The sequence below is a fragment of the Brevundimonas sp. GW460-12-10-14-LB2 genome (assembly GCF_001636925.1).
In the GTDB taxonomy this organism is placed as follows: domain Bacteria; phylum Pseudomonadota; class Alphaproteobacteria; order Caulobacterales; family Caulobacteraceae; genus Brevundimonas; species Brevundimonas vesicularis.
Genome location: NZ_CP015511.1, coordinates 2,445,303 through 2,457,781, shown reverse-complemented (window position 1 = coordinate 2,457,781; position 12,479 = coordinate 2,445,303). Strand labels below are relative to the sequence as shown.

The following is a 12,479-nucleotide window of genomic DNA, read 5'->3' as shown; positions in this document are numbered from 1 at the left end:
TTGATCTAACCTGTCGTTTGCTAGTGCTGTTTTCTGTCGGGCTTCCAAGACCTGATGGAAATGGGGTCAGCCCGTTCAATCTCCGGCTCAGTTGCCGCGGTAGGTGCTGTAGCCGTAGGGGCTGACGACGACGGGGACGTGGTAGTGGATGCTGGGGTCGCGGACCTGGAACACCACGTCGATCTCGGGGAAGAAGGGCTGGGCGTCCTTGTCGCCGTATTGCGACATGTCGAACGTCAGCTTGTAGGTCGCCGCCTGGGTCGTGACCTGATCGCCGAACGAGCGGACGCGGCCGTTGTCGTCGGTGCGCGCGGTCGCCAGTTGTCGCCAGCCGCCGTCGCTGTCCTTGATCGCAAGGGTGACCGGCACGTCACGGCCGCCGACGCCGCGCGCCAAATCCAGGACGTGGGTCGAAATGGTCTCGGCCGAGGCCGATCCTGCGGAGATCAGGAAGGCGGACAGGGCGGCAAGCGCTGCGATACGCATGGAATAATCCTTGAAGGCGGGTTGGCGTCGGCGCGGCGCGAGGCGAGCGATCAGTGCTGGGTCGGCCGGACCAGCGTCAGGTCATAGCCCAGGGCGCGGGCGCGGGTCAGGATCGTGTCGCGGACGGACGGCGCGGGTTGCGCGGTGCGGCTGAGCAGCCAGAGGTAACGGCCCGACGGCTCGCCGACGATGGACCAGGAATAGTCGTCGGCGTGGTCCAGCACCCAATAGTCGCCGACGTAGAAGGGGCCGAAGAAGGACACCTTCAGCTTGGCGTTTTCGCTGCCCTCGACGATCTTCGCCTTACCCTCGGAGGTCTTCGCCGGACCATCGACCGCGCCCCGGCGGCAGGTGTTCAGCACCCCGACCAGACCGTCGTCGCGCACCGTATATTGGGCGGTCACGCCTTCGCAGCCGCGCTCGAACCCGTTCTCGTAGCGCCCGATCTCATACCACAGGCCGGCGTAGCGGTTCAGGTCGATCGGCTTGGCGGGTTGAGGCACGGCGGCGTTGCCGACGGGACCGCGTTGCAGAGTGGCGCAGGCGCCCAGCGCCAGGGCGGCGCCGGCGATCAGGGCGATGGAAGCGGTGCGAGCGATTTTCATGGCCGCAGAACGATGATGAGGACGCCCGGTTCCGGACACTCGGTCTCGTCAGATCACCGCAGGGCGACGTAGCCCCGTTCGATGACTCGGCGCAGAGCCTCGTAGGCTTCGGCCAGTTCGTCGTAGGCCGTGCGGGCGGCGGTCAGGCGGGCGACCTGGTCCGGCGTGACGGCCGAGCCGGAGTGAGCGAGGCGCAGCGATTCCGCCACCCATTTGGCGCGCGCCGTGGCCGTCATGACCGCCAGCTTTTGCAGCGATGCGGCGTCCACGCCGGTCAGGGCGTGACCGATCACCTCCTTGTTGGCGACGTAGGCGGCGTAGTCGATCTGCTCCAACTGCCCGCGCAGGCGACGCTGTTCGTGCGGATCGGTGTCCTGCGGTTCGAAATGATCGCTGTGGCGGCGGGTGCTGGACGTCATCTTGGTCGACATGGGCGAGCCCTCCCCGGCCTGTCCTGGCGGTCTAGGCGGCCGCTCGACAAAGAAGGTGCGCCGTCTCGGTTAACGCCGCGTTGCGTTGGGGACCCGCGCATCCGATATCGGGGCCACACGGGATCGGAGAAGACCATGGACCTGAAACTCAACGGCAAGCGCGCCCTGATTTGCGGCGGCTCATCCGGCCTTGGCCGCGCCGTGGCGACGGCCCTGGTCGCGGAGGGCGCGCACGTCGCCCTGCTGTCGCGCGACGAAGGCAGGCTTCAGGCCGTGGCGGACACACTGAACGCATCCGGGCCGGGCAAGGCGGTCGTAGTGACGGCGGACCTGGCGGACCATGAGGCGCTGTTGAAGGCGACGGACCGGGCCGAGGATCTGCTGGGCGGGCACATCGAAATCCTGTTGAACAACACCGGGGGGCCGCCGCCGTCGGGCGTGTCGGGGCTTGAGCCGGCGGTGTGGCGCGATCATTTCGAGTCGATGGTGCTGTCGATCTTCCGCCTGACGGACCGGGTGCTGCCGGCCATGCGGGCGGCCGGCTGGGGGCGCATCCTGAACGTCGCCTCGATCACGGTGGTCGAGCCGTCGGCGGCGCTGGGCGTGTCCAACACCCTGCGGGCCTCGGTCGCGGCCTGGGCCAAGACCCTGGCCAATGAGGTCGGACCAGACGGGGTGACGGTCAACACCCTGCTGCCGGGGCGGATCGATACGCCGCGGATCGAAAGGCTGGACCAGGCGACCGCTGAGCGCACCGGCACGACGCCGCAAGAGGCGCGAGCTGAATCCGTCAAATCGATCCCGGTCGGCCGGATCGGCACGACCGAGGAGTTCGGCGCCACCGCCGCCTTCCTGGCCAGTCCGCTGGCGGCCTATGTCACCGGCTCGCTGATCCGACTGGACGGCGGAGCGATCAAGGCGATCTGATCAGCCGGGCGCACGACGGCGCAGCACGCCGCCGAAGGCCACGCGGCTGCGCCCGTAATCCAGAGTGATGCGGCTGAACCGGCTCAGGATATCGGCGCCCAGCAGCAGGGTCGGTTTGTCGATCAGGTCCATGACCTGAAACACATGCAGGTCAGCGAACAGCAGCGGGGTCGGTCCCAGCGATCGTCCCGCGATATGCAGGGCGGGCGTCGTGCCGGTGCGGGCCGTCACCGCGCCGCCGACGATGCCGATCATGCGCACGGGCTCGGATGAGGCGGGGGGCTGGCCCATCTCGACCGCCTGCATCAGGACCAGATTGCCGATCGAATATTGCGCGCCGCTGTCGATGAAGGCGGCGACCTCCACGCCGGCGACATTGATCCGGGTCAGGAGTAACTGACCAAATCGGCCGCGACGACCGGCAACCAGCACGTCCTGCTGACGAAGCCGCGTGGCGTCAGCGCTGGTCGTCAAAGCGATGCCGGTCGTACCCGATGGCGACAGGGCGACCTGGCGGGCATTGACGTCCAGCGTCAGGCGAAAGCGCGACAGCAGGTCCAGCCCCAACAGGCCGCCAGCGCCCAGGGCGTCGCGTGGAAAGACCGGCAGGGTCAGATCGGTGAAGCGTCGGCGTCCGATCTCGATCTGCGCCAGTTCGACGGTCGGCGTGACCTCGGCCGCCGTGATCCCGTGCACCACGACCGGGCGGCCGGGCGGCAGGGCCAAGGCCTGGGCCAACTCGGCCGAAACCGCGCTGCGCTCGGCGCCGGTGTCAATGACGAAGACCTGCTGGACGCTTCCGTTCAGACGCACGCCGACGCCCATTCGCGTCAGCAGATTTTGCACCAGCCGGACCTGATCGGGCGGGTCTGCCGGGACGTCAGTCTGGGCGGACACGAACGGCGCAGCCGCCAGCAGGCCCAGCGTCTTGCGCCGCGACGTCTTCACGCTCGATCCTTCGACACCCACCCGCCTGTCCTCCTCGGGCCTCCGCCAGGGCAGGGCACGCTACGCGCATTTGGCGAAGAGCCTGAGACATATTCTTGTCCGTCGTGTCTCATAGCGGCTGCGCCTGCGCGCCCGGCGTTCGGCGCCGTCTAGCCAATCGGGGGTTGTCGGCGTATCGTCCTAGCCGAAACAGGAGGATGCGATGCTGACCTTGCTTATGCTGGCCTTGTCCGACCCTACGGCGGCGTCTTCCAGCGCGATCACCGGCCGTGATCCTGTCGTTGTTTCCGCACCAAGGGAGGACACGCAGCGTTGCGGCGATCCGCTGATCCAGGCTCGGCAAAGCGGCGTCGGCGCCATGACGCTGGATCGATCGCTCGATGACGGACAGGTCCGGCGCTATCTGCTGCTGGACCGGCGCGATCAGAACAACTGCCCCCTGCCGATCAGCTACGCCGTGCCGGATCAACGGGCGCTGGGTCGAAACCTGATGCCGGCCCAGCCCGAAGTCGGCGCGCCACCCGCTCCGCCCGCGCCACGTCGCTAGGCGCGGGGATGGGCGGCCGCATAGGCGCTCAAAAGGCGATCGGCATCGACGCCGGTGTATTTCTGGGTCGTCGACAGGCTGGCGTGGCCCAGCAGTTCCTGGATCGACCGCAGATCGGCGCCGGCGCCCAGCAGGTGGGTCGCGAAACTGTGGCGCAGGGCGTGGGGCGTCGTGCGCTCGGGCAGGCCCAGGCGGCCGCGCAACTTCTGCACCGAGGCCTGGACGTGACGGGGGCTTAAGGGGCCGCCGCGTCGCGCGCGGAAAAGAGCGTCGGCGGGCTGGAGCGGGAAGGGCAGCAGGGCCAGATAGGCGTCCACCGCCGCGCGCACGGCGGGCAGGATCGGCGCGATCCGCGTCTTGGACCCCTTGCCCACGATGCGCAACGTCTCGCCCAGCGGCGCATCGGCGCGGGTCAGGGACATGGCCTCGGAGATCCGCAGGCCGCAGCCGTAGAGCAGGGTCAGCACCGCCCGATCGCGCGCGGCCTCCCACGGTTCGGCGTCGGGATCGGCGTCCGGTTCGGCCAGCAGGCCGCGCGCCTGATCCTCGGTCACCGGCCGGGGCAGGGACGGCTTGACCTTGGGACCGCGCACCAGGGCCAGCTGCGGGGAGGGCGTGTCCAACCGCCGGTCGAGGAAGGCGTGAAAACCGCGAATGGCCGACAGGCTCTGGCTCAGTGACCGGGCTGCCAGCGGGTGCTCGCCTGAGCGTCGCTCGGCCATGTGGGCGCGGACCTCGGCGGCGGTGATCGTGCCCATGTCTTTCAGTGATAGCGCCTCGCCGCGATGGCGTTCGAGGAAGGCGACATAGAGCCGCCCGATGTGGCCATAGGCCTCCAGCGTGCGGGGCGACAGCCGACGTTCGTGCGCCAAGTGATCGAGCCAGGCGCGCAGGGCGTCGGAGGCGGTCAGTTCAGTACCGGCCATCGCTCGGCCATCCGCTCCGTCACCCGCGCCAGGAAGGCGGCCAGTTCGCAGCCCATGTTGGGCGTGAAGCCCTCGGGCTCGGGCGAGCCGAAGGCGCAAATGCAGGGGCGCGGCGGGCCGCCCGGTGTCAGGTGCGGGGCCATGCGGACCAGGGCGATGGACCGCACCTGATCCTCGGCCGCGCCGAAGAAATTCAGTCCCGATATCATCGGGCCGAGCCAGGTCAGGCCATGCTCGCCCAGCAGGTTGTCGACGTCGCCTTCTTCCAGCGCGCGCCAGCCGAAGGGCACGCCGCCGGGTTTTTCCAGAGCGATGGCGGCGCCGGCCAAGCCGAACCGCCCCTGCGCCGCCGCATCCAGCCGCCGTGCCAGGTCGGAATGGTTCTTGGCCTCCATCAGGTCCAGGGTCGCGACATGCGTCTGGGTCTGGGCGGCGAAGTTGGCGCGGGCGATCAGTTCGATCTCGCGCCGGGCGCCGGTCTCGCGCTCGACCACGGCTTCCAGTCGCGTCAGGGCGGCGGCGCCGAACTCGACCACGTTGCGGCCGTGCGGCCGCAGACCGATCTCTTCAAGCAGAGAGCGGTCGTCCAGCAGGGTCTGAGGGTGGGTCTGCAGCCAGCCGCGCACGTCGGGCCAATGCAAGCCGTCGCCGATATGGGGCGTTGCGTCCGATTCCGACGTTTCGAAAAGGTCCAATGAGCCGCTCAAACAGACCTCTCCGGAAACCGCAATGCTACAGAATAGACTGACCCGTCTTGGCCCAGTCCGCCACGAAGGCATCAAGACCCTTGTCGGTTAACGGGTGGTTCACCAAGGCCTTGAATGTGTCGGCGCCGAAGGTGGCGGCGTCCGATCCTGCGACGGCGGCGGCGGCGACATGGCCGACATTGCGGAGGGACGCGGCCAGAATCTGGGTCTCGAAACCGTGCACGTCATACAGGACGCGGATTTCTTCCAGAAGGCCGATGCCGTCGGCGCCGTTGTCTTCTAGACGTCCGACGAACGGCGAGACGAAGGTGGCGCCGGCCTTGGCGGCCAGCAGCGCCTGGGCGGCCGAGAAGCACAGGGTGACGTTGGTCTTGATGCCCTTGTCGGTGAAGACGCGGCAGGCGCGCAGGCCATCCCAGGTCAGGGGCAGTTTCACCACCACGTTCGGCGCGATGGCGGCCAGCTTGTCGCCTTCCTTGACCATGGTCTCGAAATCGAGCGAGACGGCCTCGGCGGAAATCGGCCCCTCGACCAGGGCGCAGATTTCGGCGATGACCTCGGCGATGTTCCGACCCGACTTGGCGATCAGCGACGGATTGGTGGTGACGCCATCCACCATTCCGGTGGGGACCATGTCCTTGATGACGGCGACGTCGGCGGTATCGAGAAAGAGTTTCATGGGCGGCTTCATAGCCGAGGGCGCAGTTCGGTGAAAGTCGCCTCGGTCCTCATTCCCCTGCCGGTGCCGGAGGCCTTCGACTACGAGGTTCCCGAGGCGCTGAGCCTGGCCCACGGAGATTTGGCGCGGGGCGATCAGGTCGCCGTGCCGCTGGGGCCGCGCCTGATCCGGGGCGTGGTGTCCGAGGTGTTCGAAACCACAGGCTCAAACCGGCGACTGAAGGCGATCGACAGCGTGCTGGACGATCCGCCGCTGCCTGCGGGCGTCATGGATTTCGTCGAATGGGCCGGACGCTGGACCCTGTCGGCGCCGGGTGAGATGGCGGCGACGGCGCTGAAGGGCTTGCGCGCGCCCCGGCCCCGGCCGGAACGCCGGGTGCGACGCGTGGGCGAGCGGTCGCCGTCGCGCGCCACCCCGGCGCGGACGGGCGTGCTGGAGACCCTTTGCGATCGCGCCATGCCGCCGGCCGACCTGGCGCGGGCGGCGGGCGTGTCGTCGGGCGTGGTCAAGGGCCTGATCGATGAGGGCGTGCTGGAGATCATCGAGATCGCGGCCGAGGCGGCGTTCGACCGGCCCGACCCCGACCATGCGCCCGCCGCGTTGAACGGCGACCAGGCGGCGTCGGCGACGGCGATGGCGGAGGGCGTGGCGGGCGGCGGCTTCCGCCCCTTCCTGCTGGATGGGGTGACGGGGTCGGGCAAGACCGAGGCCTATCTGGAGGCGATCGCGCGGGTGCTGCGGGCCGATGCGGCGGCGCAAATCCTCATCCTGCTGCCCGAGATCGCCCTGACCCAGGCCCTGATCGAGCGGATCGCGGCCCGGTTCGGCGCCGCCCCGGCCGAATGGCATTCCGGCGTCGCCCCGCCGCGCCGCCGCCAGGTGTGGGAGGCGGTCGTCGCCGGGCGCTGCAACATCGTGGTCGGGGCGCGCTCGGCCCTGTTCCTGCCCTTTACGAACCTGCGCCTGATCGTGGTGGACGAGGAGCACGACGGTTCGTTCAAACAGGAGGAAGGCCTAGTCTATCATGGCCGCGACCTGGCGGTGGCGCGGGCGCGGATCGAGGGGGCGGCGGTGGTCCTGGCCTCGGCGACGCCGTCGCTGGAGACGTTATGGAACGCCCAGAGCGGGCGCTACGACTGGCTGAAGCTGGGCGCGCGGCACGGGACGGCGGTCCTGCCGGACATCGCCCTGCTGGACCTTCGCCAGAATACACCCGACCCCCAGACCTGGCTGTCGCAGCCGCTGCGTCTGGCCATCGGCGAGACCTTGCTGCGGGGCGAACAGACCCTGCTGTTCCTGAACCGGCGCGGATACGCGCCCGTCGTCCTGTGCCGGGCCTGCGGCCATCGGCTGACCGCGCCGGACACCGACAGCTGGCTGGTCGAGCATCGCTATACCGGGCGGCTGGTCTGTCACCTCACGGGCTTTTCCATGGCGCGCCCGAAACTGTGCCCGTCGTGCGGGGCCGAGGATTCGCTGGTGTCGGTCGGGCCGGGCGTGGAGCGGGTCGAGGAGGAGGTGCGCCAGCTGTTCCCCGAGGCGCGCACGGCGGTGTTCAGCTCGGACACCGCGCCCGACGCCCGATCAGCCCGCGCTTTGATCCAGCGGATGACCGACGGCGAGATCGACATTCTGGTGGCGACGCAGGCCGCGGCCAAGGGCCACAACTTTCCGCGCCTGACGCTCGTGGGCGTGGTGGATGCGGACCTGGGCCTGCGCGGGGGCGACCTGCGCGCGGCCGAGCGGACCTATCAGCTCTTGGCCCAGGCGACGGGGCGAGCGGGGCGGGCGGATCGGCCGGGGCGGGCGCTGCTTCAGACCTGGACCCCCGAGCATCCGGTGCTGATGGCGCTGGCGGCCGGCGACCGCGACGCCTTCGTCGAGGCGGAGATGGCCGAGCGCGAGGCCGCTTCCCTGCCGCCCTATGGCCGGCTCGCGGCGATCATTCTGTCCAGCGAGAATGCGGCCGCAGTCGAGAAGACGGCGAACGACCTGGCCCAGGCCATTCCCAACGCCGAACGGCTGGAGGTCTATGGCCCCGCCGATGCGCCGCTCGCCCTGGTGCGGGGACGCCGGCGCAAACGGCTGCTGGTGCGAGCCGATCGGGACGTGAACCTCCAGGCCTTCCTGCGGGCCTGGCTTCAGCGGGTGAAGGTGCCGGGCTCCGTCCGCCTGACGGTCGACGTCGATCCTTATTCGTTCTTATGAAGCCTCAGACGGCCATCACTGTGCCGAGCAGCAGGCGGGCGCCGGGGCGGCCCAAGGTGGCGTTGGTCGCCGCCTGAAGCTGGGCCGACAGCTGGTCGATGTCGGGCACGACGCCGGGACGCAAGCCGTTGGCAAAGCGCTGGGCGGCGGTGTTGTAGGCGGCGCGGAGGCGCGGCGCGGACTGCTGGGCGCGGGTGCGAAGGTTCGCATCGGGCACATCGACGCCGGTTTCGATGGTCAGCACGCCCCGACGACCGTTCGCCTGAAGGATCGAGGCGGTGATGACTGGCAGCCGGATATAGGTGTCGGCCGACGGCGCCGCGCCGCCGCTCGAAGCGCGGGCGGAGGTTGAGGCGGCCGTCGCGACGACGGCGAGACCGAGAAGAGCGCGGCGTTCCATGATGAGGTCTCTACCGGCCAGGATTTAAGAAACTGCTGAGCCTGGATCGCATAAGGATATCTTTATGTGTTTGTTGATACTCGACGCGCGCCGGGCTATGAGGGCCCAAACTCATTGCGGCCGGGAGCCCAAGCCATGACCGACTACATCGTTCGCGACATCACCCTGGCCGATTGGGGCAACAAGGAAATCGAGATCGCTGAAACCGAAATGCCGGGCCTGATGTCCCTGCGTGACGAGTTCGGCGCCAGCCAGCCGCTGAAGGGCGCCCGCATCGCCGGCAGCCTGCACATGACCATCCAGACGGCGGTCCTGATCCAGACGCTGGAAGCCCTGGGCGCCGAAGTGCGCTGGGCCTCGTGCAACATCTTCTCGACCCAGGACCACGCCGCCGCCGCCATCGCCGCCAACGGCACGCCGGTCTTCGCCACCAAGGGCGAGACGCTGGAAGAGTACTGGGACTACGCCCACAAGATCTTCGAATGGGCCGACGGCGGCTATCCAAACCTGATTCTGGACGACGGCGGCGATGCGACCCTGCTGTGCGTGCTGGGTCCGAAGGCCGAGAAGGACATCTCGGTCCTGGCGAACCCGCAGAACGAAGAAGAAGAGGCCCTCTTCAAGGTCATGAAGCGCTATCTGGCTGAGAAGCCGGGCTTCTATTCGGCCATCCGCGACGCCATCGGCGGCGTGTCGGAAGAGACGACCACGGGCGTGCACCGCCTGTATCAGATGGCCGAAAAGGGCGAGCTGCCCTTCCCCGCCATCAACGTCAACGACAGCGTCACCAAGTCCAAGTTCGACAACCTGTACGGCTGCCGGGAATCGCTGGTCGACGCGATCCGTCGCGGCACCGACGTCATGCTGTCGGGCAAGGTCGCGGTGGTCTGCGGCTACGGCGACGTGGGCAAGGGCTCGGCCGCTTCGCTGCGCCAGGGCGGCGCCCGCGTGATCGTGACCGAGATCGACCCGATCTGCGCCCTGCAGGCCGCGATGGAAGGCTATGAGGTCCAGACGCTGGACGACACCGCCGGCCGCGCCGACATCTATGTGACGACGACCGGCAACAAGGACGTCATCACCGTCGACCACATGCGGCAGATGAAGAACAACGCCATCGTCTGCAACATCGGCCACTTCGACTCGGAGATTCAGGTCGCCGGCCTGAAGAACTTCAAGTGGGACGAGATCAAGCCGCAGGTCCACCACGTGGAGTTCCCGGACGGCAAGAAGATCATCCTGCTGTCGGAAGGCCGCCTGGTGAACCTGGGCAACGCCACGGGCCACCCGTCCTTCGTGATGTCGGCGTCCTTCACCAACCAGACGCTGGCCCAGATCGAACTGTGGACCAACGCCGACAAGTACGAGAACAAGGTCTACACCCTGCCCAAGCACCTGGACGAGAAGGTCGCCATGCTGCACCTGGCCAAGCTGGGCGCCAAGCTGACCGTCCTGACCAAGGACCAGGCCGACTACATCAACGTGCCGGTCGAAGGCCCGTTCAAGGCGGATCACTACCGTTACTAAGCTCTCCCCGAGGCTGGAACCGCGAGGTTCCAAGTGACGAGGGCGTCTTCGGACGCCCTCGTCGACGTCCTTGTGGTCGGGGCCGGCGCGGCCGGGATGATGGCCGCCATCGAGGCCGGGCGACGCGGGCGGCGGGTCAGGGTCGTGGACCATGCCGACCGGCCGGGCGAGAAGATCCGCATCTCGGGTGGCGGACGCTGCAACTTCACCAATCTGGGCTGCGGGCCGGCGAACTTCCTGGGCGAGAACCCCAGGTTCGCGACCTCGGCCCTGCGCCGCTACACCCAGCACGACTTCGTCAAGCGGATCGATAGGGCCGGAATCGCCTGGCACGAGAAGACGCTGGGTCAGCTGTTCTGCGACGACAGCGCCAAGCAGATCGTCCGTATGCTGACCGACGACATGTCGGCGGCGGGCGTGACCCTGAGCCTGAAAACCGGCGTGACGCGGATCGAACGATCCGGCGACGGCTTCACGGCGATCCTGTCGGACGGGTCGCAGGTCACGGCGGCGTCGCTGGTCGTGGCGACGGGCGGCAAGTCGATCCCCAAGATGGGGGCCACCGGCTGGGCCTATGAGGTCGCGCGCCAGTTCGACATTCGCGTCACCGAGACCCGGCCGGCGCTGGTCCCGCTGACGTTCGAGGCCGGGCTGCTGGAGACGCTGACGCCGCTGGCGGGGGTGGCGGTCGACGCCTCGGTCGCCTCGGCGCCCGAAGGGGCCAAGGCGCGCAAGGCCAGCTTCCACGAGGCCATGCTGTTCACCCACCGGGGCCTGTCGGGTCCGGCCATTCTTCAGATCAGCTCCTACTGGCGCGAGGGCGAGGCGGTGGTGGCCTCGATGGCGCCGGGCCGCGACGTGTTCGAGGAGTTGAAGGCTGCCAAGGCGTCGAACGGCAAACAGGCGGTGCACACCGCGCTGGGCCATATCGTGCCGCGCCGTCTGGCCGAGAGCCTGTGCCAGCGCGAAGGGGCGTCGGGCAATCTGGCGGACCTGTCGGACAAGGTGCTGCGGCGGCTGGATCAGGCGGTCAACGCCTGGGCGGTCAAGCCTGTGGGGACAGAGGGTTATCGGACCGCCGAGGTGACGCTGGGCGGGGTCGATACGGCCGCGCTCGACCAGCAAACGATGCAGGCCAAGGCGATCCCGGGTCTGTATTTCATCGGCGAGGCGGTGGACGTGACCGGCTGGCTGGGCGGCTATAATTTCCAGTGGGCCTGGTCGTCGGGCTGGGCCGCCGGGCAGGTCTGCTAGAATTTTCGAGTGCAGTCCGTGCACTTCAGCCGGCGGGTCCGCTGACAAAAAACACCGTCTAATTCGTCTAATCTGTCTAATTCGGCGCGCGTTCTGGCGGGGCGTGAAGATGTCAAAGACCGGGGCGCCATTCTAACACGGTTCAGGGCCATGACAGGCGAAGGGTCGCTGGTCGGTCGTAAGGCACGGTAAAGGCGCGCAATCGTCGTCGCCGATAGGATGGCAGGAGCGGCCCAAGCCCCCTGCGGCCCCGCGACGCATGGCGGCGGGCGGCGACGGCGCCTAGCTTGAAGAGGCGGAACGGGCCCCTCTGGCGTTCTCGCGGTCCGGCGTCCCCCTTCCTTGCGCCGGATCGTGCGACGCGATGTCGGACCGCACGGGCGTGTCGATGCGGCGAAGCTTTCCCCTCCTGGCCTGTCGCATCGACCGCCCATTCTTTTTCGATCGGAGCCCGACATGCCCCTTCTGATGTGCCCCAACGACAACGCCGCCATGCAGACGCTGGAGCGCAATGGCGTCCAGTTCGACATGTGCCCCGACTGCCGGGGCGTCTGGCTGGATCGCGGCGAGCTGGAAAAGCTGATGGCCGCCGCCGTCGAGGAGGGCCGCGCCACAGCCCCGGTCGCGCCCGCGCCGCAGGCCTATGCGCCGCCGCCGCAGCCTCAGCCCTATGCCCAGCCCCCAGCCCAACCCTGGGGCGGCGGGGCGTCACAGCCGTATCGCGGCGACGATCGAGGCTACCGAAGCGACAAATATCGCGACGACCGGCATCGCGACGACGACTATCGCTACAAGAAAAAGAAGCGCGACAGCATCTTCGACATCTTCGACTGA

Annotated in this window: 14 protein-coding genes; 6 read left to right on the top strand and 8 right to left on the bottom strand. The window is 68.4% G+C overall.

Going from position 1 to position 12,479, the window contains the following annotated elements; translation table 11 throughout:
- Positions 1-87: 87 nt before the first annotated feature.
- The 3 genes from uraH to A4249_RS12230 are packed head-to-tail and all read right to left on the bottom strand — an operon-like array spanning position 88 to position 1,522.
- Entirely contained in the window at positions 88-486 is a 399-nt protein-coding gene (uraH, locus tag A4249_RS12240; RefSeq protein WP_082854147.1) for a hydroxyisourate hydrolase, read from the bottom strand.
- Positions 487-536: 50 nt separating this feature from the next.
- Positions 537-1,091 (bottom strand): lipocalin family protein, encoded by a 555-nt coding sequence (locus A4249_RS12235; RefSeq protein ID WP_066552958.1) that lies wholly within the window; start codon positions 1,089-1,091, stop codon positions 537-539.
- A 53-nt stretch (positions 1,092-1,144) separates the two neighbouring features.
- A complete protein-coding gene (locus A4249_RS12230) occupies positions 1,145-1,522 on the bottom strand; it encodes a hypothetical protein (RefSeq protein ID WP_066552955.1) in 378 nt (125 codons plus the stop codon).
- Positions 1,523-1,657: 135 nt separating this feature from the next.
- Between A4249_RS12230 and A4249_RS12225 the strand changes: the two genes are divergently transcribed.
- Positions 1,658-2,449 carry an SDR family oxidoreductase gene (locus tag A4249_RS12225; protein WP_055754369.1) on the top strand — a complete coding sequence of 264 codons (792 nt, stop codon included), beginning with the start codon at positions 1,658-1,660 and terminating at the stop codon, positions 2,447-2,449.
- Here the strand turns inward: A4249_RS12225 and A4249_RS12220 are convergent, their stop codons facing one another.
- Positions 2,450-3,397 carry a retroviral-like aspartic protease family protein gene (locus A4249_RS12220; RefSeq protein WP_156494711.1) on the bottom strand — a complete coding sequence of 316 codons (948 nt, stop codon included), beginning with the start codon at positions 3,395-3,397 and terminating at the stop codon, positions 2,450-2,452.
- Between the two features lie 202 nt (positions 3,398-3,599).
- On the opposite strand from A4249_RS12220, the gene A4249_RS12215 reads away from it, so the two are divergent.
- Positions 3,600-3,944 (top strand): hypothetical protein, encoded by a 345-nt coding sequence (locus tag A4249_RS12215; RefSeq protein ID WP_066552944.1) that lies wholly within the window; start codon positions 3,600-3,602, stop codon positions 3,942-3,944.
- On the opposite strand, the gene A4249_RS12210 is transcribed toward A4249_RS12215, so the two are convergent.
- Genes A4249_RS12210 through fsa form a run of 3 tightly spaced genes read right to left on the bottom strand, consistent with a single transcriptional unit; the run spans position 3,941 to position 6,256 of the window.
- The gene (locus A4249_RS12210) at positions 3,941-4,870 is read right to left on the bottom strand and encodes a tyrosine recombinase XerC (protein ID WP_066552941.1); all 930 of its coding nucleotides are present in this window, start codon (positions 4,868-4,870) and stop codon (positions 3,941-3,943) included. The two genes, A4249_RS12215 and A4249_RS12210, sit on opposite strands and share 4 nt — an antisense overlap.
- Entirely contained in the window at positions 4,852-5,565 is a 714-nt protein-coding gene (locus tag A4249_RS12205; protein WP_045810688.1) for a DUF484 family protein, read from the bottom strand. The genes A4249_RS12210 and A4249_RS12205 overlap by 19 nt, the downstream gene beginning before the upstream one ends.
- 37 nt (positions 5,566-5,602) lie before the next feature.
- On the bottom strand, positions 5,603-6,256 hold the full coding sequence (fsa, locus tag A4249_RS12200; protein WP_026108568.1) for a fructose-6-phosphate aldolase: 654 nt from the start codon (positions 6,254-6,256) through the stop codon (positions 5,603-5,605).
- A 30-nt stretch (positions 6,257-6,286) separates the two neighbouring features.
- Between fsa and A4249_RS12195 the strand changes: the two genes are divergently transcribed.
- Positions 6,287-8,464, top strand: a complete 2,178-nt coding sequence (locus A4249_RS12195) for a primosomal protein N' (RefSeq protein ID WP_066552939.1) — start codon at positions 6,287-6,289, stop codon at positions 8,462-8,464.
- Between the two features lie 4 nt (positions 8,465-8,468).
- Here A4249_RS12195 and A4249_RS12190 read toward each other — a convergent pair whose 3' ends face one another.
- Positions 8,469-8,864 (bottom strand): Tat pathway signal protein, encoded by a 396-nt coding sequence (locus tag A4249_RS12190; RefSeq protein WP_066552936.1) that lies wholly within the window; start codon positions 8,862-8,864, stop codon positions 8,469-8,471.
- 135 nt (positions 8,865-8,999) lie between these two features.
- On the opposite strand from A4249_RS12190, the gene ahcY reads away from it, so the two are divergent.
- From ahcY to A4249_RS12175, 3 genes are all read left to right on the top strand, one after another.
- Entirely contained in the window at positions 9,000-10,391 is a 1,392-nt protein-coding gene (ahcY, locus tag A4249_RS12185) for an adenosylhomocysteinase (RefSeq protein WP_017506126.1), read from the top strand.
- 96 nt (positions 10,392-10,487) lie between these two features.
- Positions 10,488-11,645, top strand: coding sequence for an NAD(P)/FAD-dependent oxidoreductase (locus tag A4249_RS12180; protein ID WP_066555155.1), 1,158 nt, complete (start codon positions 10,488-10,490; stop codon positions 11,643-11,645).
- A gap of 456 nt (positions 11,646-12,101) precedes the next feature.
- Positions 12,102-12,479, top strand: a complete 378-nt coding sequence (locus A4249_RS12175; protein ID WP_066552933.1) for a TFIIB-type zinc ribbon-containing protein — start codon at positions 12,102-12,104, stop codon at positions 12,477-12,479.

Excerpts from the sequence above, each read along its gene's own strand:
- A4249_RS12210 (WP_066552941.1), bottom strand. The coding sequence starts at position 4,870 with ATGGCCGGTACTGAACTGACCGCCTCCGACGCCCTGCGCGCCTGGCTC.
- A4249_RS12190 (WP_066552936.1), bottom strand. The coding sequence starts at position 8,864 with ATGGAACGCCGCGCTCTTCTCGGTCTCGCCGTCGTCGCGACGGCCGCC.
- A4249_RS12175 (WP_066552933.1), top strand. The coding sequence starts at position 12,102 with ATGCCCCTTCTGATGTGCCCCAACGACAACGCCGCCATGCAGACGCTG.
- A4249_RS12230 (WP_066552955.1), bottom strand. The coding sequence starts at position 1,522 with ATGTCGACCAAGATGACGTCCAGCACCCGCCGCCACAGCGATCATTTC.
- fsa (WP_026108568.1), bottom strand. The coding sequence starts at position 6,256 with ATGAAACTCTTTCTCGATACCGCCGACGTCGCCGTCATCAAGGACATG.
- A4249_RS12215 (WP_066552944.1), top strand. The coding sequence starts at position 3,600 with ATGCTGACCTTGCTTATGCTGGCCTTGTCCGACCCTACGGCGGCGTCT.
- A4249_RS12225 (WP_055754369.1), top strand. The coding sequence starts at position 1,658 with ATGGACCTGAAACTCAACGGCAAGCGCGCCCTGATTTGCGGCGGCTCA.
- A4249_RS12180 (WP_066555155.1), top strand. The coding sequence starts at position 10,488 with ATGATGGCCGCCATCGAGGCCGGGCGACGCGGGCGGCGGGTCAGGGTC.
- A4249_RS12235 (WP_066552958.1), bottom strand. The coding sequence starts at position 1,091 with ATGAAAATCGCTCGCACCGCTTCCATCGCCCTGATCGCCGGCGCCGCC.
- uraH (WP_082854147.1), bottom strand. The coding sequence starts at position 486 with ATGCGTATCGCAGCGCTTGCCGCCCTGTCCGCCTTCCTGATCTCCGCA.
- ahcY (WP_017506126.1), top strand. The coding sequence starts at position 9,000 with ATGACCGACTACATCGTTCGCGACATCACCCTGGCCGATTGGGGCAAC.